The organism is Providencia sp. PROV269, assembly GCF_028477785.1.
GTDB classification, from domain to species: domain Bacteria; phylum Pseudomonadota; class Gammaproteobacteria; order Enterobacterales; family Enterobacteriaceae; genus Providencia; species Providencia rettgeri.
Genome location: NZ_JAMPLV010000007.1, coordinates 64,978 through 84,794, shown reverse-complemented (window position 1 = coordinate 84,794; position 19,817 = coordinate 64,978). Strand labels below are relative to the sequence as shown.

Annotated in this window: 20 protein-coding genes; 5 read left to right on the top strand and 15 right to left on the bottom strand. The window is 40.4% G+C overall.

Features of this window, described 5'->3' with window-relative positions; genetic code table 11:
- Positions 1–2: 2 nt before the first annotated feature.
- The 3 genes from mtgA to arcB form a co-directional block, all read right to left on the bottom strand.
- Positions 3–725, bottom strand: coding sequence for a monofunctional biosynthetic peptidoglycan transglycosylase (mtgA, locus tag PR683_RS12390; protein WP_004908320.1), 723 nt, complete (start codon positions 723–725; stop codon positions 3–5).
- An 8-nt stretch (positions 726–733) separates the two neighbouring features.
- Entirely contained in the window at positions 734–1,384 is a 651-nt protein-coding gene (elbB, locus tag PR683_RS12385) for an isoprenoid biosynthesis glyoxalase ElbB (RefSeq protein WP_109911688.1), read from the bottom strand.
- 232 nt (positions 1,385–1,616) lie between these two features.
- Positions 1,617–3,962: an aerobic respiration two-component sensor histidine kinase ArcB gene (arcB, locus tag PR683_RS12380; protein WP_004908312.1), complete on the bottom strand. Its 2,346-nt coding sequence runs from the start codon at positions 3,960–3,962 to the stop codon at positions 1,617–1,619.
- Between the two features lie 300 nt (positions 3,963–4,262).
- Here arcB and PR683_RS12375 point away from each other — a divergent pair, with 300 nt between their 5' ends.
- Positions 4,263–5,669: an FAD-dependent oxidoreductase gene (locus PR683_RS12375; RefSeq protein WP_164529164.1), complete on the top strand. Its 1,407-nt coding sequence runs from the start codon at positions 4,263–4,265 to the stop codon at positions 5,667–5,669.
- 72 nt (positions 5,670–5,741) lie between these two features.
- Here PR683_RS12375 and sspB read toward each other — a convergent pair whose 3' ends face one another.
- From sspB to zapE, 5 genes are all read right to left on the bottom strand, one after another.
- Positions 5,742–6,233, bottom strand: a complete 492-nt coding sequence (gene sspB / locus PR683_RS12370; RefSeq protein WP_004908309.1) for a ClpXP protease specificity-enhancing factor — start codon at positions 6,231–6,233, stop codon at positions 5,742–5,744.
- 7 nt (positions 6,234–6,240) lie between these two features.
- Entirely contained in the window at positions 6,241–6,882 is a 642-nt protein-coding gene (gene sspA / locus PR683_RS12365; RefSeq protein ID WP_004908304.1) for a stringent starvation protein SspA, read from the bottom strand.
- 536 nt (positions 6,883–7,418) lie between these two features.
- Positions 7,419–7,811 (bottom strand): 30S ribosomal protein S9, encoded by a 393-nt coding sequence (gene rpsI / locus PR683_RS12360; protein ID WP_004258235.1) that lies wholly within the window; start codon positions 7,809–7,811, stop codon positions 7,419–7,421.
- A 14-nt stretch (positions 7,812–7,825) separates the two neighbouring features.
- Positions 7,826–8,254 carry a 50S ribosomal protein L13 gene (gene rplM / locus PR683_RS12355; protein ID WP_004258237.1) on the bottom strand — a complete coding sequence of 143 codons (429 nt, stop codon included), beginning with the start codon at positions 8,252–8,254 and terminating at the stop codon, positions 7,826–7,828.
- A 307-nt stretch (positions 8,255–8,561) separates the two neighbouring features.
- Positions 8,562–9,692, bottom strand: coding sequence for a cell division protein ZapE (gene zapE, locus PR683_RS12350; RefSeq protein WP_272571366.1), 1,131 nt, complete (start codon positions 9,690–9,692; stop codon positions 8,562–8,564).
- A 355-nt stretch (positions 9,693–10,047) separates the two neighbouring features.
- Between zapE and zapG the strand changes: the two genes are divergently transcribed.
- The 3 genes from zapG (at position 10,048) to degS (ending at position 13,405) form a co-directional block, all read left to right on the top strand.
- Positions 10,048–10,452 (top strand): Z-ring associated protein ZapG, encoded by a 405-nt coding sequence (zapG, locus tag PR683_RS12345; RefSeq protein ID WP_004908297.1) that lies wholly within the window; start codon positions 10,048–10,050, stop codon positions 10,450–10,452.
- A gap of 378 nt (positions 10,453–10,830) precedes the next feature.
- Complete coding sequence (locus PR683_RS12340) at positions 10,831–12,225, top strand: Do family serine endopeptidase (RefSeq protein WP_004908295.1); 1,395 nt, start codon at positions 10,831–10,833, stop codon at positions 12,223–12,225.
- A 115-nt stretch (positions 12,226–12,340) separates the two neighbouring features.
- Positions 12,341–13,405 carry an outer membrane-stress sensor serine endopeptidase DegS gene (gene degS / locus PR683_RS12335; RefSeq protein ID WP_109911684.1) on the top strand — a complete coding sequence of 355 codons (1,065 nt, stop codon included), beginning with the start codon at positions 12,341–12,343 and terminating at the stop codon, positions 13,403–13,405.
- 107 nt (positions 13,406–13,512) lie between these two features.
- Here degS and murA read toward each other — a convergent pair whose 3' ends face one another.
- The 7 genes from murA to mlaF all read right to left on the bottom strand — a co-directional run bounded on the left by murA (position 13,513) and on the right by mlaF (position 18,361).
- Entirely contained in the window at positions 13,513–14,775 is a 1,263-nt protein-coding gene (gene murA, locus PR683_RS12330; RefSeq protein WP_109911683.1) for a UDP-N-acetylglucosamine 1-carboxyvinyltransferase, read from the bottom strand.
- Between the two features lie 52 nt (positions 14,776–14,827).
- The gene (gene ibaG, locus PR683_RS12325) at positions 14,828–15,082 is read right to left on the bottom strand and encodes a BolA family iron metabolism protein IbaG (RefSeq protein WP_004258269.1); all 255 of its coding nucleotides are present in this window, start codon (positions 15,080–15,082) and stop codon (positions 14,828–14,830) included.
- A 222-nt stretch (positions 15,083–15,304) separates the two neighbouring features.
- Positions 15,305–15,595 (bottom strand): lipid asymmetry maintenance protein MlaB, encoded by a 291-nt coding sequence (mlaB, locus tag PR683_RS12320; RefSeq protein WP_109911682.1) that lies wholly within the window; start codon positions 15,593–15,595, stop codon positions 15,305–15,307.
- 1 nt (position 15,596) lies between these two features.
- The gene (gene mlaC / locus PR683_RS12315) at positions 15,597–16,226 is read right to left on the bottom strand and encodes a phospholipid-binding protein MlaC (protein ID WP_004908281.1); all 630 of its coding nucleotides are present in this window, start codon (positions 16,224–16,226) and stop codon (positions 15,597–15,599) included.
- Positions 16,227–16,261: 35 nt separating this feature from the next.
- A complete protein-coding gene (mlaD, locus tag PR683_RS12310; protein ID WP_102137924.1) occupies positions 16,262–16,765 on the bottom strand; it encodes an outer membrane lipid asymmetry maintenance protein MlaD in 504 nt (167 codons plus the stop codon).
- A gap of 3 nt (positions 16,766–16,768) precedes the next feature.
- Complete coding sequence (gene mlaE, locus PR683_RS12305; protein WP_004908276.1) at positions 16,769–17,551, bottom strand: lipid asymmetry maintenance ABC transporter permease subunit MlaE; 783 nt, start codon at positions 17,549–17,551, stop codon at positions 16,769–16,771.
- 6 nt (positions 17,552–17,557) lie between these two features.
- Positions 17,558–18,361: a phospholipid ABC transporter ATP-binding protein MlaF gene (mlaF, locus tag PR683_RS12300; protein ID WP_004908275.1), complete on the bottom strand. Its 804-nt coding sequence runs from the start codon at positions 18,359–18,361 to the stop codon at positions 17,558–17,560.
- A gap of 479 nt (positions 18,362–18,840) precedes the next feature.
- Here mlaF and kdsD point away from each other — a divergent pair, with 479 nt between their 5' ends.
- Complete coding sequence (gene kdsD, locus PR683_RS12295) at positions 18,841–19,809, top strand: arabinose-5-phosphate isomerase KdsD (RefSeq protein ID WP_004908272.1); 969 nt, start codon at positions 18,841–18,843, stop codon at positions 19,807–19,809.
- The last annotated feature ends 8 nt before the right edge of the window (positions 19,810–19,817 follow it).

The window sequence follows — 19,817 nt, the reverse complement described above, 5'->3', positions numbered from 1 at the left end:
TCTTATTCATCCACTAATTGGTTTATTTTCAGATAATTCTTACCTCCTAATAAGTGCATTTGATTCAAGATCCAAGCCTGCCTTTTGAGAACATAAGAAGATGGGTTTTTCACGCTATACCTATGAGGATTAGGTAAAACTGCTGCTAATAGTGCTGCTTCATTCATTGAAAGCTTGCTAGCCGGCTTATTAAAGAATTTATTTGCAGCCTCTTCTACACCAAAAACACCATCACCAAACTCAACTATATTAAGGTAAACTGTCAATACTCTTTGCTTTGACCATAAGAGCTCCATAATAGGAGTCATTACTGTCTCCAGCCCCTTTCTTAACCAGCTTCTTCCATCCCATAACCACAAGTTTTTCACTGTTTGCTGCGAGATCGTTGAAGCCCCTCTAATTGTTTGTTTATTACTCAAGTTGTGTTTGTAAGCACGCTCTATTGCATCAAGGTCAAAACCCCAGTGATGAGGAAAATTTTGATCTTCCGCAGCAATTACTGCTAAATAAATATACGGAGAAATGTGATTTTCATCTACCCATTCAGAATGAGATACATAAGAAAAATTTAAGTTTATCCATGCAGTGATTTGTCGTTCAATCATCACTGCAGAAAAAGGCACTGGTATGTATTTAAATAAAACGACTGAACAAATCCACACCACAAGTAATGAAAATGTGATCTTCTTTAACCAGTGCCATAATTTAGAAACAATAGTTCGCATTCAAATAATCACGCCATTTCCAATACTTTCTTAACAAGCTTATTAATACCCGTATTTGCTTCAGAAATTGATTGAGCCAGCATATAAGCAGGTGTTGTAACAACTCGGTTAACTTCATCAATTACAATATCATCAACAGCACATTTAATATGTTTCCCACCCATAAGTTCTATTTGAGCAATCGTTTCACTATCATCACCAATAGTTAGTACTACTGATGTATTTAACATTTTAGGAAGCATCACAGGAGCAATACACATCAGTCCTAGCGGCTTTTTTTGTTGGTGCATTTGGCGTACTAAACTTAATAGTTCTTTATTAATTTCACACTCACTTCCTTTAACGGCGAAATCACATAAATTTTTTGCCACACCAAAACCACCAGGAATTATGAGGGCATCCAGCTTTGAAGCATCAGCTAAGGATAAAGGCGATATTTTTCCACGTGTAATGCGTGCAGACTCTTCCATTTGGTTACGTTTTTCTGATTTTAACTCACCATTAATATGATTAATAACAGTAGATTGAGAATCATCAGGCGCAAAAAAATGAACTTCAGCATTATTTTGACTCAAAGCTAGCATAGTTAATACTGACTCATGGATCTCACTTCCATCAAAAACACCACAGCCACTTAAAATAACCGCAATTGATTTCATATCTTCCTCCATTTGTAGTAAATTATCTCTCAGGCGCTAAGGTGCACAAACATCAATCTTCATCACAGATTTTAATGAATCTTGTAACAGATTCGCAAAATTTTGGTATCTTGATGTTGCCCTTTACAGTGATATACCTAATTTAATGATTTGCAAAATACAAAAAAAATATGCAAATCAATGATTTCCCTGGTGTTGGCGCAGTATTCGCGCACCCCAACTTCGGTTGGGGTTATTTTTTTGTACGCTGATCAACCCAGTTTCTCAAAGTTTCTATATCTGCTTTCCAATCCTGTTTTAATTCATCCACCCATTCCTGCACATTGTCCCACCATGCTGGTAAATCAGGAGATTGAATCTGTTGTGCAATTTTCTGTAAGTTCTTTAAGCCAACAGAACCTGCCGCTCCTTTGATTTTATGGGCTTCCTCCACAATGCCTTTTTGGTCTTTAGCCACCATGTTCGAATCAAGAATAGCTAAGTAGCCTGGAAGCATTTTTTCAAAGACATCTAGCCCGTCATAAATAAGCTTAGGGCCAACTAATTCAATATACTGCTCTAGCATATCGCAATCTAATTTGGATTCATCAACACTTGAAGCCTCATGCTTACTCGGTGCTTCTTCAGGTCGCAAGGATTGATCCCCCCAAAATTGTTCAATAACCTGGGTCAGTGCTGGAACTGATAATGGCTTACTCAATACACCATCCATACCTGCATCAAAGTATTCTTTTTTGTCTTTCAGAACATTTGCAGTTAATGCAATTAATGGTGGTAAATCTTGCTTATCGTACTGCTGTTTGAGTTTCCTAGAAATATCAAGGCCTGTCATATCAGGTAATTGGATATCCAATAACACTAAATCATATTCACCAGGAGCAAACATCTCGAGGGCATCTTTACCATTCATTGCCACATCAACGGTATTACCTAAATTTTCTAATACAGAACAGGCAACAACGACATTCAGTTCGATATCTTCTACGAGTAAAATATGTAATGCAGGCAATGGGTAATCGTCTTCACTCTCTTGCTGTTCAACAACATCACTTTCAACCACAGGCGCTGTAATGGATAAAGTAAAAGTAGAGCCTTGCCCTATTTCACTTTCAACTTGAATATCGCCGCCCATATTTTGTGCTAAACGACGAGATACAGAAAGCCCAATCCCCGTTCCAGTAGCCGGTTTACCGCCAGCAGAATCTGTCACTTGATAATACATTGCAAAGATTTTATCTAGCTCATCCCTAGGGATACCTATGCCACTATCCTGAACCCTGAAAAACAATTTATTTTCAGCTTCTTGCCAAATACTAAGCTTCACTTCACCTTTTTGCGTGAACTTAACTGCGTTACCAATTAAATTCCACAATATCTGCCGCAAACGGGTCCCATCAGTTAACACCGTTTTTGGTAATGCAGGAGCGACATCCATGACAAATTTAAGCCCTTTCGGCTGCACTAATAACCCACTTAAATTCTCTAAATCATTCACAAATTCAGATAATGTGATTGGTTGGTTATCTAACTGAACCTTGCGACGCTCAATTTTGTCCATCTCTATAATATCATTGAATATATTACCCAATGTAACCGCACTTACATGGATCGTTTTTAAATAGCTAGATTGTTCCGAAGTTAAATCTGTGTCTAATAAAATCCGGCTCAAGCCAACAATGCCGTTAAGGGGTGTACGAAGCTCGTGGCTGATTGTAGAAATAAAGGTGGTTTTCTCCCTACTCGCGTTCTCTAACGCCTCCTGGTAGCGTTTACGTTCCGTTATATCGCGCCCAAAGCCCATCAGACCATGTCGTTTGCCAACTCGATCATAAAAAGGCACTTTACGGAGTTCAAAACAGGCTTTACGGCCGTCTGGATATACCAACCATTGCTCATAGGTAAGAGAAACATTATGACGAAAAACTTTTTCATCGGTTTCCATAACCTTAGAGGCAATTTCAACATCATAAATATCTAACGGAGTTAACCCAACTAAGTGTTTTTCACTTTTTCCAGTCAACAGTTCCATTGCCCGGTTACAACCTGAAAACTCATTATTTTCGTTGCGGTAATAAACCAAGTCAGGTGAGGCATCAAGAAATGAACGAAGTAAAACAGATTGCTGCTCAAGTTCAATTTGTGTTTGCTCACGATATTTCATTTCTTGCTTTAATTGTTCAAGGAGCTCTAAATGAGCACGCTCAGCCTTTTCTCGCTCTTGAATTTCAAGGTTAAGCTGTTCAATATTTCCCTGTAATTGAGTGTTTAAATCAGCATCACGCTTTCTCATAACTTCAAGTTTATCAACCATTCGCGATAAACGCTGCCGAGATTCCTCAAGTTGCTCAACCACCACGGACAAAAAATAAACGGCTAACGGAGTGATGATTAACCCAAAGAAAATTGACCCGACCATATCGAGGCTATCAACATGCCCTCTTAAAAAAATTGTCACTGCCATTTGCATTATCATGGCGAGAACAACCAGTGCCGATGCGAGTAATAGGGAAAAACGCACTAACCCGAGCTTCATCATTAAATCGACATAGTATTGCGCAAGGCCGCGAAGTACTTTCATAACCACCCCTTAGTTAAATTCTCTTTGAATCATATATCAAACAAGGCAGTTTCGGATGATTATTCACTCGAAATGTCGATCCCGCTCATTCAATAGCCATTTTTTACTATTAATGATAAAAAACAATCAGGTATTTTCTTTGTGTTAGATAAAGTAAAAATTTACCTTGGATAGTTTTTAATCATAATTACATAAAAATCAAAACAATAACGCTATTGTTCCTTGGGCAAGACCGCTAAAATCAAAGAAAAAGCCCCTGCTATCTCAAGTAAAATCAGACAAAATTCAGTAAGGAATGCCATGAATTCAAATATTTTCGGTTCCCAACGTCGCGAGCCGCCCAAAAAAGCGCTGGCAATCCGCAAAATAGCGTTTACTGAAATCTATGCGCCCGATAATGCCGTCGATGCACAACAGCAAGCGAGCCGCTGTCTATCTTGTGGTAGCCCATTTTGTGAATGGAGGTGCCCACTACATAATCCAATATCAAAGTGGCTCAGGCTTGCTGCTGAAGGAAAAATTATCGAAGCTGCTGAATTATCTCATCATACCAATAGTTTACCTGAAATTTGTGGGCGTGTTTGCCCACAAGAAAAACTGTGCGAATTAGCATGTGTACTTAATGATACAACTGGTTCTATCACTATCGGTCATATTGAGCGGTATATTAATGATACTGCTTTTGCGATGGGGTGGCGCCCAAACCTTTCCCATATTAGCCCCGTTAACAAACGTGTCGCCATTGTTGGCGCAGGCCCGGCGGGTCTTTCTTGCGCCGATGTGCTTATTCGTAATGGTGTAAATGTCGTCGTTTTTGATAAGCACCCTGAAATAGGTGGGCTACTAACCTTTGGTATTCCGTCATTTAAGCTAGAAAAGGAACTGATGATCCAACGACGGGAAATATTTACAGAAATGGGCATTCAATTTCAATTAAATACCGAGGTAGGTATAGATGTCTCTCTAGATGAGCTTCTTTGCAGTTATGACGCCATTTTTATTGGTACAGGTACTTACCAAGCAATTCGAGGCAACTTACCTAAAAAATCGATTCAGGGCGTTTTTGAAGCACTTCCCTATCTAATCGCAAATACACGCCATTTAATGCAACTTCCCATCTCTAAAAACGAACCCTATGTTAATTTACACTCAAAAAGAGTTATCGTATTAGGAGGTGGAGATACCGCGATGGATTGTGTACGTACCGCTATTCGTCAAGGCGCAAAGCAGGTTAGCTGTCTCTATCGTAGAGATGAACAAAGTATGCCAGCCTCACAAAAAGAAGTCGCCAATGCGTTAGAAGAAGGCACTCAGTTCCATTTTAATATACAAGTCACTGAATTTGTCGTTAATGAGCAGCAACAACTTATAGGCGTTTATGCCACTCGTACACAAAATGGCGAATTAGAAAATGGTCGTTATCAAGTAGAACCACTTGAAGATTCAACCTTTTTTATCGAAACCGACACCATAATTGTCGCTTATGGATTTGCCCCTCATAACCAAACTTGGTTAGAAAAACCGTTAATTAAGCGTGATAAGTATGGTCATATTTTAGCAAACCGTAATAGCCGATTTCCGTTTCAAACTTCTCATGAAAAAGTATTTGCCGGAGGGGATATAATCAGAGGCTCAGATCTTGTTGTGACTGCTGTTGCTGATGGGCGTAATGCTGCCGAAGGTATTTTATTATTTCTAGAAGTTTAATTTCTCATTGATATAAAAAAACAGAGGGTTTTGCCCTCTGTTGATTAATATACTATTAACCTGACCAATGGATTATTTGACAATCCTTAATGAAGGCCGACCTTTTGGTGGCCGCGGTGGCTCATCATCTGATGGCTCATGTGAATTTTCATCCACAGATTCAGCTTCATGAACTAAAGCAATGTTGTCTTCAAGCTCTTCAACTTGTTCAAAACCTGCTGATAACTCTGCATCATACGCAGCTTCAGGCTCAAACATCATTCCAGCCCCATTTTCACGTGCATATACCGCCATAATTGCGGCCATTGGGACATAAACTTGGCGAGGTATTCCACCAAAGCGAGCATTAAAACGCACTTCTTCATTGGTTATTTCAAAATTACCAACAGCTCTTGGCGCAACATTCAATACAATTTGCCCATCACGAGCAAATTCCATAGGAACGTTAACAGCAGGAACGGTGACATCAACCACCAAATGCGGAGTCATATCGTTATCGAGCAACCACTCATAGTGAGCGCGTAACAAATAAGGGCGACGTGGTGACATTGCTGTCATTTCCATCATTCTTTTAGCCTCTTGTAGACAAACGCATTTCGCGCTCAGATTCAGTCAACGATGCTAAAAATGCGTCACGTGCAAATACACGTTGCATATACAACTGCAAGTATTTGCTACTAGATGGGTTCAATTCAATACCAAGTACAGGTAAACGCCATAGTAACGGCGCTAAATAGCAATCTACGAGACTAAATTCTTCGCTCATGAAGAATTCCATTTCAGCAAAAACAGGTGAAACCGCGATCAGCTCTTCAGATAGTTGACGGCGGGCATTTGCTGCCTCTTGCGCACTACCGTTCTCTATTTTGCTCATTAATGAATACCAATCGCTTTGAATACGGTGCATCAATTGACGACTCGTCCCACGTGCAACTGGGTAAACAGGCATTAATGGTGGATGAGGAAAACGCTCATCAAGATATTCCATGATAATGTGTGGGTCATAGAGAGTCAGGTCACGATCGACTAATGTTGGAACACTCTGGTATGGGTTGAGATCGATCAGATCTTGAGGCAGATGACCGGGTTCAACATGTTCAATTTCAACACTTACCCCTTTTTCAGCCAGAACAATCCGTACCTGATGGCTAAAAATGTCAGTAGGGCCAGAGAACAATGTCATTACCGAGCGTTTATTAGGAGCGACAGCCATTAAAACCTCCAAAATACAAAATGGACGAAATGTAATTAATTTTTAATTACCCATTACCCATTTTAAAATCCCCTGTGTTTAACTTTCATTTATCCATATTGGAAGTCAACACAACCCTCCCGCACAGTAAAGGCGAGAAATGCGAAATAAAAAAACAGGGGCGTATTCTAACAGATTTTGTACAACTTAGGGGGGCTACATCGAAAAAATCATAGATTTATTTCATTTTAAGGATAAAATAGTAAAAAATTTAGAGTTATGGCAATATAAAAACAAAAAATACAGAATAAAAACCTTAAAGTTAACTCTATAGTTTGGACTATGTTTAATTAAAGTATCTCAGTATCGCTCACTAGTGATTATTTTAGACTAAATTATGATGTTTAACTTTAGATTATATTCGTTCTTTTATAAAGAGTCATAATTAGACACTGTTACCTGTCATAAATAATAAAAATGTAAGTAAAACAATAGGCAATAAAAAACCCGCCATAAGACGGGTTTTTTCATCAATTTTATACCCAAAGGGTAATAAATTAACGTTTGGAGAACTGTGGACGACGACGTGCTTTGCGCAGACCCACTTTTTTACGTTCAACAGAACGCGCATCACGGGTAACGAAACCAGCTTTACGCAGATCAGAACGAAGAGTCTCATCATAAGCCATCAGTGCACGTGTAATACCGTGACGGATTGCGCCTGCCTGACCTGAAATACCACCACCTTTAACAGTGATGTACAGATCCAGTTTTTCCAACATTTCAACCAATTCTAACGGCTGACGAACTACCATGCGCGCAGTTTCGCGACCAAAGTATTGTTCCAGTGTACGTTGATTGATTGTGATGTTACCGCTACCCGGCTTAATAAAGACACGAGCAGATGAGCTTTTGCGGCGACCAGTGCCGTAGTATTGATTTTCAGCCATTGCTATAATCCCGATTAAATGTCAAGAACTTGCGGTTGTTGAGCCGCGTGGTTGTGCTCATTACCTGCGTAAACTTTCAGTTTACGGTACATTGCACGACCCAGAGGTCCTTTTGGCAACATGCCTTTAACCGCGATTTCAAGCACACGCTCAGGACTGCGAGCAATCATTTCTTCGAAAGTTGCTTGCTTGATTCCACCTACATGGCCAGTATGGCGATAGTAGATTTTGTCTTCGCGTTTATTGCCGGTAACAGCAATTTTTTCTGCATTCAGAACGATGATGTAATCACCAGTATCCACGTGCGGAGTATATTCCGCTTTATGCTTACCGCGCAGACGGCTAGCAATTTCAGTTGCAAGACGGCCTAAAGTTTTGCCATCTGCATCAACAACGTACCAGTCGCGTTTTACGGTCTCTGGTTTAGCTGTAAAAGTTTTCATTAAAACTTACCCAATATTGAAGTTACACGTTGGTGAACACTCATGTTCATAAGCTTTCTGAGGTTCACACGACTCTTTGTCCAGTAAACCTACCCCTTCGAGCAGCCTAACTGGCATTAATGCGTTATTTTTTGGGAAATAAAAAACAACGCTGTAACGTGGGGTCGCAAGATTATAGAGAAGTCAGAAACAAAAATCGACCCCAAATGCATTTTTTTTACGTTTGCTCAAATAAACATCGCATCTTGTATTTAAATTATGCGATTTAGATGATTTGTTCGCTAACAACTCGGTTTTATCGTTAACCTTAAGTTAAATGCGGTATTTTCAGGTACTCTTCACTTTGCATTTCTTGCAATCGAGATAAGCAACGTTGGTATTCGAATGCTAACAATTGCCCCTGATACAGCGATTCCATTGGCACTTCAGCGTTAATCACTAATTTAACTTTTCGTTCGTAAAACTCATCAATTAACGCTAAAAACCGCCGAGCCGGGTTTTCATCGTTGGTTCCCATCACAGGTACATCGTACAGTAAGACGGTGTGATAACAGTTGGACAGGTAAATATAGTCATTTTGACTACGAGGCTCCTCACACAATACTTTGAAGCCTATCGCAAGAACACCTTCTGCAGCACGGATAACGGGCATTTTTCGGTGGTTAACCTCTAAAACAGGGTTCACCTCACCTTCTTTTCCTGCCAATTTCACAAACACCTCATCAAGATGTTGTCGGTTTTCATGGTTAATTGGCGATAAAAATAAATGTGCTTGCGTTAAAGTTCTTAAACGGTAATCAATACCTGCATCGACATTCATCACATCACAGTATTTTTTAATTTGCTCAATCGCAGGTAAAAAACGTGCCCGCTGCAAGCCATTTCGATAAAGATTATCAGGGATGATATTTGAAGTGGCGACAAGAGTGATGCCCCGAGCAAAGAGCCCTTCTAGTAAAGTGCCTAGGATCATAGCGTCTGTAATATCTGACACAAAAAATTCATCAAAACACAAGACATCTGTTTGTTTTTTAAACTCATCCGCAATGATATCTAGCGGGTTCTCTTGCCCTTGCAGTGCCATCAAATCTTCTTGTACTTTTTTCATAAAGCGATGAAAATGTAAGCGAAGTTTACGCGTACCCGGTAAACTTTCATAAAACATATCCATTAGCCACGTCTTTCCACGCCCCACCCCGCCCCACATATATAGCCCTTGTATGGGGACAACCGGTGCTGTTGACGTTTTACCTAGAAGGCGGTTAAAGCGCTGCTTTAAACCTGAAGGCTTATCTTGTAAAGTGGAAGAGGTTGCATCAACAAGCTGCTGATATATTTTATCTAGGCGTTCTACAGCGAGCTTTTGTACGTCATCTGGCTGATAGTTTCCATCAGCTAGCGCTTGTTGATAACGCATTATAGGGGTCATCGGCGACATTAACTGAATAATCCTTAAAAATTTTTCGGTTTTTTTACCGTTATTTGATATACACTGCCTTTATTATAACCAGATTCAGTTATCATTTAACTTTCGGTTAACGAGCCGCTATAGAGTAAGGAAATTCGATTTAAGATTCCACTCTTAATATCTTAATAAGTTGTTGACTAATTTAGCCTGTCTAATTCAAAGCTTGTCGATTTTGTCATCACTTAACTAGTCAAATTACAATATGTTAAGACGCTTTACTTGACGCTTACATGCAACTTGAATTATTTAAGGTATAGTAACGGTAACAACACTACGTTTCTGCGAACATTGAATCTGTGAACATTGAAGTAATGAAGGAGTCAGCATGACCTGGGAGTATGCATTAATCGGATTGATTGTGGGTTTTATCATCGGTGCATTAGTTGTGCGCTATGGCAACCCAAAGCTTCGCCAGCAAAAAACAGCGCAGGCTGAGCTAGACAAAAAAAGTACTGAACTTGAAGAGTACCGTAAAGAGCTTGTGAGCCATTTTGCTCGTAGCGCAGAATTATTGGATAAAATGGCGCGTGATTACCGTCAGCTTTATCAACACATGGCACAAAGTTCGTCTGAATTAATGCCTGATATGCCAGCGCAAGACAACCCATTTAACTATCGTTTAACCGAATCTGAAGCAGATAACGATCAAGCGCCAGTTAAAATGCCACCAAGAGATTACTCAGATGGTGCATCGGGTCTTTTCAGGCCTATCGAAGAGAAAGAGAAGTAAGTTTTTATCTTTTATCACCAGTAAGCACCACTTACTGGTGATTTTCTACCAAATACACTAAATTTAGTCGCTTTCCGTGTATCTTTCATGATTAAATTTTTATTTAATAATTCTGAACAAGATTTCCATCCAAATATAAATTAATAATTTATTTACCTACTGTATAGAAGTTATGGTTTCACTTAAGTTGCATGTAAATAGATGTAAAAGAGTGGATATTCGCTACCCGTAAGGGGAACTTTTGCGCATAATCGGTAGTCATAGTCATCAGTAAAATTGAATCTGATACCAACCAATATTATCTCAACGCATTGTGTTTATTCTAAAATTGTATTTACAATGAGTTGATAATTTATTCTTGAGAGAATCGACTAAATTATGAAAAGAAAAAACTTTTTTCTTACCGCGGTAGCAATGAGTTTAGGTTTATCTTTAGCGGCTATCCCTGCCGTAAGTAGCGCAGCATTACCTGCCACTTTACCTGCAACAGCACAAAGCCAGAACATGCCTAGCTTAGCTCCAATGCTTGAAAAAGTATTGCCTGCTGTAGTTAATATTCACGTGTCAGGTACGCGCGTACAAAACCAACAAATTCCAGAAGAACTTAAATTCTTTTTTGGCCCAAATGTACCACAACAGCAACAAAGCGTACGCCCATTTGAAGGCTTAGGTTCGGGGGTCATTATTGATGCTCAGCAAGGTTATATTTTAACCAATAACCATGTTATCGATGGCGCTGACAAAATTCAAATTCAATTAAACGATGGCCGTGAAATTGCCGTTAACTTAATCGGTAAAGACCCGCAAACAGATATCGCGTTATTGAAAATCAGTAATGCGAAAGATATCAAAAATTTAACAGCTGTTAGTATTGCAGACTCCGACAAATTACGTGTGGGTGATTTTGCGGTCGCCGTCGGTAACCCATTTGGCTTAGGGCAAACAGCGACATCAGGCATTATCTCGGCATTAGGCCGTAGCGGTTTAAACCTTGAAGGCCTAGAAAACTTTATCCAAACCGATGCTTCCATTAACCGTGGTAACTCTGGTGGCGCACTCGTTAACCTAAACGGTGAATTAATCGGTATCAATACCGCTATCTTAGCACCTGGCGGCGGTAATATCGGTATCGGCTTCGCGATCCCAAGTAATATGGCTAAAAACCTTAGCGAGCAGTTAATTAAGCATGGTGAAGTAAAACGCGGGATCTTAGGTATCAAAGGTACTGAAATGAACTCCGATATCGCTAAAGCATTCAATATTGATGCACAGCGCGGCGCTTTCGTGAGCGAAGTTTTACCTAAGTCATCCGCAGCTAAAGCAGGCATTAAATCTGGTGACGTTTTAGTCTCTGTTGATGGTAAACGTATTAATAGCTTTGCAGAGTTAAGAGCTAAAATCGGTACTAGCCAAATTGGTAAAGAAATTACTATTGGCTTGATTCGCTCAGGTAAACCAATGGAAGTCAAAGTGGTTCTCGAGAACGACGAAGGCTCTGCAACTAAAGCCGAAAAATTGAGTGAATCTTTATTAGGTGCAACGATTTCGAATGCAACGGTAAGCAACACCAAAGGTGTTCAAGTTGATAGCGTCGCGCCAAAATCACCGGCGGCTGCCATTGGCCTAGTAAAAGGCGATTTAATCTTTGGTGTCAATGACGCTCGTGTTGAGACGATTGAACAATTCCGTAAGATTATCGATGCTAAACCTCCGGTATTAGCCATGAAAGTATTGCGTGATGGTGAAACCTTATATTTACTGATGAGAAATTAATTCATCAAAAACCATCTGAAAACCAATAAAACAGGTACAGTATCACTCTGCTGTACCTGTTTTTTTATGTTATGCTCTGAACATGTTTAAGCAATAACTAAATATTCTATATCCTATGGTGAAGAAGCTAACTTTATCTGTCATGCTTGGCCTGTTGACTGCATTGATTATTATCGTTGCGGTTCCTTCTTTGCGCCCTCAAGGTTTAGCCGACTTATTATATGGTAAAACAAATAGTGAGCCCGTCAGTTATAATAAAGCGGTACGTCGTGCTGCACCTGCAGTGGTCTATGTTTATAGCAGTTCAAAAGGCAGTTTTTCTCAATCAGGACGTGAATTAAAATCCCTCGGTTCAGGTGTGATCATGAGCCAAAATGGCTACATCATCACGAATAAACATGTGGTTGATAACCCAGACCAAATTTTAGTAGCTTTACAAGATGGTGCTATTTTTGATGCCCTCCTAGTTGGCTCAGACCCATTGACTGACCTCGCCGTATTGAAAATTGATGCCGATAACTTACCTGTTATTCCAATTAATACGCAACGAGTCACTCATGTTGGTGATGTCGTACTGGCAATTGGAAATCCTTATAACATAGGTCAAACCGTTACTCAGGGGATTATCAGTGCGACAGGTCGTGTTGGGTTAAGCTCTACTCGCCGACAAAACTTTCTTCAAACCGACGCCTCAATCAACTCAGGTAACTCTGGCGGAGCATTAATTAATACCGAAGGTGAGTTAGTAGGCATCAACACGCTTTCTTTCACTGCAGGTCAAGGCATTAGTTCTGAAGGGCTAAGCTTTGCTATTCCTACCGCACTAGCCACCAAAATCATGGATAAGCTAATTCGTGATGGCCGAGTGATCCGCGGTTATATTGGTATTACCGCACGCGAATTGCCTCAAATTAGGTCAAATAACAATAATATCAATCAAATACAAGGCTTACGGGTTTTCCAAGTTGCCCCAAATGGGCCAGCGGCTAAGGCTGGTATACTGCAAGGGGATATTATTTTATCGGTTGATGGTAAACCGGCTATTTCAGCCGCGGAAACTATGGATTTAGTTGCAGAAATCCGTCCCGGAAGTAAAACGGCAGTACAAATTTTACGAGATGGCGAAATTAAAAATATTGATGTGATTATCGAAGAAATTCCTGAAGAACAGGCTGGGTAATCATTAGAAATACATTTGCATAAAAAAGGTTGTTCGATATCGAACAACCTTTTTTGATTCATCGAATAGGTAAATAAAGCCACCAGCCTATTTACCTTATCAAGGTATTAATCATCTGAGTGCACGCGCTGAATATCAGCACCTAAACTACGTAGTTTATCTTCGATATGCTCATAACCACGGTCAATATGATAAATACGGTCAACTGTCGTTGTCCCTTCCGCAATACAGCCCGCTATAACTAAACTCGCAGAAGCTCGTAAATCTGTTGCCATCACCTGTGCGCTGGTTAATTTTTCAACACCATGACATAACACAGTATTACTTTCAATTTCAGCATGAGCACCCATACGGATTAGCTCAGGGATATGCATAAAACGATTCTCAAAAATCGTTTCAGTGATCATGCCAGCACCATCAGCAACAAGATTAAGTAAGCTAAACTGTGCTTGCATATCCGTTGGGAACCCTGGGTGTGGCGCCGTACGTAATGTCACTGCTTTCGGGCGTTTGCCTTCCATATCTAGGCTAATCCAGTCATCACCAATTTCAATTTTAGCTCCTGCTTCACGCAATTTAGCTAACACCGCATCTAAAGTGTCTGGACGAGCATTACGACAGATAACCTTGCCGCGCGAAACCGCGGCTGCAATTAAAAATGTTCCCGTTTCAATACGGTCAGGTAGTACTTTATAAACACCCCCACCTAAACGTTCAACACCTTCAATAACAATACGGTCAGTCCCTGCACCCGTAATTTTTGCACCAAGGGTATTTAAGAAATTAGCAGTATCTTCAATTTCAGGTTCACGTGCCGCATTTTCAATTGTTGTGGTTCCTTCAGCTAAAGTCGCAGCCGTCATAATAGAGACTGTCGCACCCACACTGACTTTATCCATCACAATGCAAGCACCTTTTAAGCGGCCATCGACCGTTGCTTTTACATAACCATCTTCTAAAGCAATCTTTGCGCCTAATTGCTCTAAACCTGAAATATGTAAATCAACTGGACGAGCACCGATAGCACAGCCGCCTGGTAAAGAAACTTCACCATGACCAAAACGAGCGACCAATGGCGCCAAAGCCCAAATGGATGCACGCATGGTTTTAACAAGGTCATAAGGTGCACAGTATGTCGTTACAGTGCTTGCATCGACGTACACTGAGCCATTGCGTTGTACTTTAGTACCAAGTTGATTCAGTAATTTAATCGTTGTGTCGATATCCCTCAAATGAGGGACATTCTGTATTTCTACTGGCTCTTCAGCCAACAGAGCAGCGAACAGAATTGGTAATGCCGCATTTTTTGCGCCAGATATAGTGACCTCACCCTGTAAGCGGGTTGGTCCTTTAACTAAAAACTTATCCATTCAAGTATTCTCGTATGTCGAATTTTACAGTCTGTTCGCTTAGGCTTTGTAATCAAAGGCCACTAAGTTTACGATCGCGCTCCCATTGCGCAGGGGTGTACGCTTTAATAGACAAAGCATGAATGCGGTTATCCGCAATATACTCCATTAAAGGCGCATAAATTGCTTGCTGTTGCTTAACACGGCTCATACCGTCAAACATGTCACCGACCGCGATAACCTGAAAGTGGCTACCATCACCAGTAACAATAGCCTCATTCAGAGACAATTTTTCCATCAATACTTGCTTAATTTCGTTGGTATCCATAATGACTCAATTTATTAATTATTTGTGATTTATAATTTTACTCTAAATAGTGCAAATTGCATGCATAGCATACAGAGGCATCGCAATAAGAACAGTCAGAGCTCAATCCTCTATCCTAAAGGATTAGGCTTAACACTTAAACCAAAGAAAACGCCTCTCGTGCCGAAAAGCACATAGAGGCGCTTATTTTTACATAACTTGACCCAATTTAGGATATTTAACCTAATTGAGGATAACCCCTTGAACCCCGTATAGCTCAATCAATGTGTTCAAGTTATCACTGACACCGGTTATATTCAGTGAACGGTTTTTAGCTTGGAATTCACCTTTTAAGCGAACTAGCATCGCCAACCCTGTTGAGTCAACATGTTTTAGACCAGAAACATCTATATTTTCAATGCGTTCCAGCGATGAGTCTTTTTTATCCCAAAACGACATTAGCGAATCACGGTCTAACGTCCCGGTGAGATAAAGTGTTGTTTCATTGAGTTCCCATGCTAACAACTGACTCATATTACTTTTTCTCTTCTAAAGTAATTGGCGCTTTTGCACTGATTTCTAACTGTTTTGTTAAGCCATCGACACCTTGCTTACGTAAAATATCACCCCACTCATTTTGCTTAGTCGTGATCATACTCACGCCTTCTGCAATCATGTCGTAAGCTTGCCAGTAACCTGTTTTACTATTTTTACGCCATTGGAAATCTAAACGGACGGGAGGACGGCCGTTGGTATCAACAATAGTCACGCGAATGGCGACAATGTTTTTATCTCCCAACGGTTGCTCTGGGGCTATTTGATACGTTTGGCCATGGTACATTGCCAATGCTTGACCATAGACTTGTTCGAGGTAATCTTCAAATGCGTTGAAATAAGCCTCACGCTGTGCTGGAGTTGCCCCTTTATAATAGGTTCCTAACACCAAAGCCCCTGCATATTTAACTTGTACATAAGGTAATAATTCCTCACGAACAATTGTTCTAAGATACTCGGGGTCTTGCTTAATTTTCGGTTGCTCTGATTTCAAGCGGTTAAACGTTTTCGCCGCCGCTTCATCCATTAATTTATAAGGGTTGGTTTGGTCTACTGCCATGGCAAATGGCGCGATTGCCAACATAGCAACCATCATTAAACGTTTAAACATAATTCATTCCTTTATTCTTCAAAGGGAACACCAAATTACTGTGCAGTTGACTCTGGCTCTGCACCTTGGCTATCACCACTTTTATATAAAAACTGGCCAATTAAGTCTTCTAATACCATAGCCGGCTTAGTATCTTCAAGACGCCCGCCATTTTTTAAGATTGCGATACCTAATTCTTCATCATCTGGACCAATATTCATCGCAATATATTGTTCTCCCAACAACCCTGACGTCCGAATTGATAGTGAGCTCGAATCAGGAATATTGTCGTATTCACTCAATAAATCAATTTTAACTTCAGGAACATAGTTCTTTTTATCTAGCGTGATACTGGCAACTCGACCAATCACCACACCACCCACTTTGATTGGCGAGCCTTCTTTTAAGCCACCAATATTTTCAAAAGATGCTGAAATTTGATAGGTGGATTGGCTTCCTATCGATTTTAAATCAGCGACTTTTAAACACAAAAAGATAATTGCGGCAATCGCCAGCAACATAAAACAACCAACCCATATTTCACTTTTTTTACTTTGCATGACTTAGTTCCCAAACATCAGTGCGGTAAGTACGAAATCCAGTCCTAAAACAGACAATGACGCATGCACAACTGTTCTTGTTGTAGCTTGGCTTATCCCCTCCGAAGTTGGGATGGCATCATAGCCATTAAATAATGCGATCCAAGTAACTGTGATAGCAAAGACTAAGCTTTTAATCACACAGTTTACTAAATCTAGCCGCCAATCAACGGAAGATTGCATTGAAGCCCAGAAAAAGCCTTCATCAATCCCCTTCCAGTCAACCCCAACTAGTGCGCCACCTAAAATACCGACAGCAACAAAAATTAGAGATAACAACGGCATACTAATAAAACCAGCCCAAAAACGTGGCGCGATAACGCGCCTTAGAGGGTCAACCGCCATCATTTCAAGGCTAGAAATTTGTTCTGTCGCTTTCATTAAGCCAATTTCAGCAGTTAATGCAGAGCCCGCTCGTCCAGCAAACAACAATGCGGTTACAACAGGGCCTAACTCACGCAATAGTGAAAGCGCCACCATCATACCTAAGCTAGCTTCAGCACTAAACGTCGTGAGAACCAAATAGCCTTGTAACCCCAAAACCATCCCAATAAATAACCCAGAGACAGCAATGATCAGCAATGATTGCACACCAATGGCGTACAATTGCTTCATCAGTAATGGCCATTGTTTACGAAACTCTGGTTTACCGAGTAAAGCGCGAAACAGCATGTAACCTGCTCGACCAAACGCGGAAAATATATCAATCCATCGGCGTCCGAAGCCTGCTATCGCCTTTAATATCATTTTATTTTACCCTAATAAATCAGCCAGATAATCATTGGCGGGAAAACGGAATGGAACAGGCCCATCAGCAATGCCATCAAGGAATTGTCGTACACGAGGGTCTTGGTTTTCTCGCAATTCTTCACCCGTTCCCTGAGCAATGACATGCTGCTGCGCAACAATATAAGCATTATCTGCGATACTCAATACCTCTGGAACATCATGGGAAACCACGACACAGGTGACACCCAGCGCTTGATTAAGCTCATCAATCAATTTAACCAAAACACCCATAGTAATCGGATCTTGGCCGACAAAAGGTTCATCAAACATGATTAAATCTGGGTCAAGCGCGATAGCACGTGCTAACGCAGCACGCCGTGCCATACCTCCTGACAACTCAGATGGCATTAATTGAGCAGCGCCACGTAAACCAACCGCCTCTAGTTTCATCATCACCGTCGTATGAATCAGCGATTCTGGCAAGTTAGTGTGCTCACGTAGAGGGAAAGCCACGTTATTAAATACGTTCATATCCGTGAATAACGCCCCGGATTGAAACAGCATGCTCATCTTTTTACGAGATTGATACAGCTTTGAGCGTGACAGCGCTGGAATATTGTCGCCATCAAACCAAATTTCACCTTCATTTGGCCGTAATTGCCCACCAATCAAGCGCAGTAATGTGGTTTTACCAATCCCTGATGGCCCCATAATTGCCGTAATTTTTCCACGAGGAACCGCCAGATTAATATTTTCAAATATTTTCCGGCTTCCACGAGTAAAGGACATGTTCCGTACTTCAATTAAGTTGTCTGTCTGTGCTTGCATTGTTAAATAACTCGTTATACACCACGCGTAAATATTTTTTATCCGTTCAGATGTTACCGAAAGATAAACTGAAAATCGTCAAATATCACAACAAAATAGAATTTATAGTATTATAGCGTTGAAAATATGACTTTTAGTGTTACAACCCTGTTTTTACCTTCAGATAACAGAGAAAAAACAATATAATTTACCTATAGTCAGCAAAAGCTTTCACTATTAACAGCAGATAGCTCTTAGAATGTTGTGATTTACCTAGCTTGAGGATACTCGAATTTGCCTATCCATTTTTGGTTCAAGATGCTAATGAAATCGTCTTGTACGTATTAAATTCTACATCGAAGTCCCGAAAAATACTCATTAAGTATAAAACTAACATTAAAAATAGCTTAACTGACAAAATACTTACTGATACCAAGTATTCGTTATACAATTTAATTTCGCTAATCCGATTAACTTAAAAGCTACGCATGGAACTAGAAATGTCAAACTTCGATTTTCAGAAAGTAGGTAAAGAAGTTCTCCATATCGAACACGAAGGTTTAAAAAACCTAGAACAATATATCAATACTGACTTTGACCGCGCTTGCCAGCTCATTTTTAACTGTGAAGGTAAAGTCGTCGTAATGGGAATGGGGAAATCGGGGCATATTGGCCGTAAAATTGCCGCCACACTAGCGAGTACAGGAACACCATCATTTTTTGTTCATCCGGGAGAGGCCAGTCACGGTGACCTTGGGATGATTACTCATAACGATGTTGTGTTAGCCATTTCAAATTCTGGTGAGTCAGGAGAAATTTTAGCCTTACTTCCTGTTTTAAAAAGAATTAAAGTGCCTTTAATCTGTATGACTAACAACCCTGAAAGTAATATGGGAAAATATGCAGATGTTCATTTATGTATCAAAGTCCCTCAAGAAGCCTGTCCATTGGGGCTTGCTCCTACCACGAGTACAACAGCTACACTCGTGATGGGAGATGCATTAGCGATAGCCTTATTAACCGCCCGCGGCTTCACTGCGAATGATTTCGCACTTTCGCATCCGGGTGGCGCACTTGGGCGCAAACTTTTACTCCTCGTTCGTGATTTAATGAATACGGGTGATGAAATCCCCCATATTCCTAAAAGTGCGTCTTTACGCGAGGCTTTAGTGGAAATTACCCGCAAAAAACTGGGTATGACCGTTATTTGTGATGATGATATGAATATTGAAGGTATTTTCACTGATGGGGATTTACGCCGTATCTTTGATATGGGAATCGACCTGAATAACGCTAAAATTGCTGATTTAATGACCCCCGGTGGAATTCGAGTATCACCAACCATGTTAGCGGTTGAAGCGCTTAATTTAATGCAATCTCGGCATGTGACTTCGTTATTAGTTGCAAATGATAACAAATTAGTTGGTGTGCTACATATGCATGATCTGCTTCAAGCAGGTGTTGTATAACATAAGGA

Excerpts from the sequence above, each read along its gene's own strand:
- sspA (WP_004908304.1), bottom strand. The coding sequence starts at position 6,882 with ATGGCTGTCGCTCCTAATAAACGCTCGGTAATGACATTGTTCTCTGGC.
- mlaB (WP_109911682.1), bottom strand. The coding sequence starts at position 15,595 with ATGAGTCAGTTGTTAGCATGGGAACTCAATGAAACAACACTTTATCTC.
- arcB (WP_004908312.1), bottom strand. The coding sequence starts at position 3,962 with ATGAAAGTACTTCGCGGCCTTGCGCAATACTATGTCGATTTAATGATG.
- ibaG (WP_004258269.1), bottom strand. The coding sequence starts at position 15,082 with ATGGATACCAACGAAATTAAGCAAGTATTGATGGAAAAATTGTCTCTG.
- rplM (WP_004258237.1), bottom strand. The coding sequence starts at position 8,254 with ATGAAAACTTTTACAGCTAAACCAGAGACCGTAAAACGCGACTGGTAC.
- mlaE (WP_004908276.1), bottom strand. The coding sequence starts at position 17,551 with ATGATATTAAAGGCGATAGCAGGCTTCGGACGCCGATGGATTGATATA.
- sspB (WP_004908309.1), bottom strand. The coding sequence starts at position 6,233 with ATGGAAATGACAGCAATGTCACCACGTCGCCCTTATTTGTTACGCGCT.
- degS (WP_109911684.1), top strand. The coding sequence starts at position 12,341 with ATGGTGAAGAAGCTAACTTTATCTGTCATGCTTGGCCTGTTGACTGCA.
- rpsI (WP_004258235.1), bottom strand. The coding sequence starts at position 7,811 with ATGGCTGAAAATCAATACTACGGCACTGGTCGCCGCAAAAGCTCATCT.
- PR683_RS12375 (WP_164529164.1), top strand. The coding sequence starts at position 4,263 with ATGAATTCAAATATTTTCGGTTCCCAACGTCGCGAGCCGCCCAAAAAA.
- PR683_RS12340 (WP_004908295.1), top strand. The coding sequence starts at position 10,831 with ATGAAAAGAAAAAACTTTTTTCTTACCGCGGTAGCAATGAGTTTAGGT.
- mlaC (WP_004908281.1), bottom strand. The coding sequence starts at position 16,226 with ATGTTTAAACGTTTAATGATGGTTGCTATGTTGGCAATCGCGCCATTT.
- zapE (WP_272571366.1), bottom strand. The coding sequence starts at position 9,692 with ATGTCGCCGATGACCCCTATAATGCGTTATCAACAAGCGCTAGCTGAT.
- mlaF (WP_004908275.1), bottom strand. The coding sequence starts at position 18,361 with ATGCAAGCACAGACAGACAACTTAATTGAAGTACGGAACATGTCCTTT.
- murA (WP_109911683.1), bottom strand. The coding sequence starts at position 14,775 with ATGGATAAGTTTTTAGTTAAAGGACCAACCCGCTTACAGGGTGAGGTC.
- mtgA (WP_004908320.1), bottom strand. The coding sequence starts at position 725 with ATGCGAACTATTGTTTCTAAATTATGGCACTGGTTAAAGAAGATCACA.
- elbB (WP_109911688.1), bottom strand. The coding sequence starts at position 1,384 with ATGAAATCAATTGCGGTTATTTTAAGTGGCTGTGGTGTTTTTGATGGA.
- zapG (WP_004908297.1), top strand. The coding sequence starts at position 10,048 with ATGACCTGGGAGTATGCATTAATCGGATTGATTGTGGGTTTTATCATC.
- mlaD (WP_102137924.1), bottom strand. The coding sequence starts at position 16,765 with ATGCAAAGTAAAAAAAGTGAAATATGGGTTGGTTGTTTTATGTTGCTG.
- kdsD (WP_004908272.1), top strand. The coding sequence starts at position 18,841 with ATGTCAAACTTCGATTTTCAGAAAGTAGGTAAAGAAGTTCTCCATATC.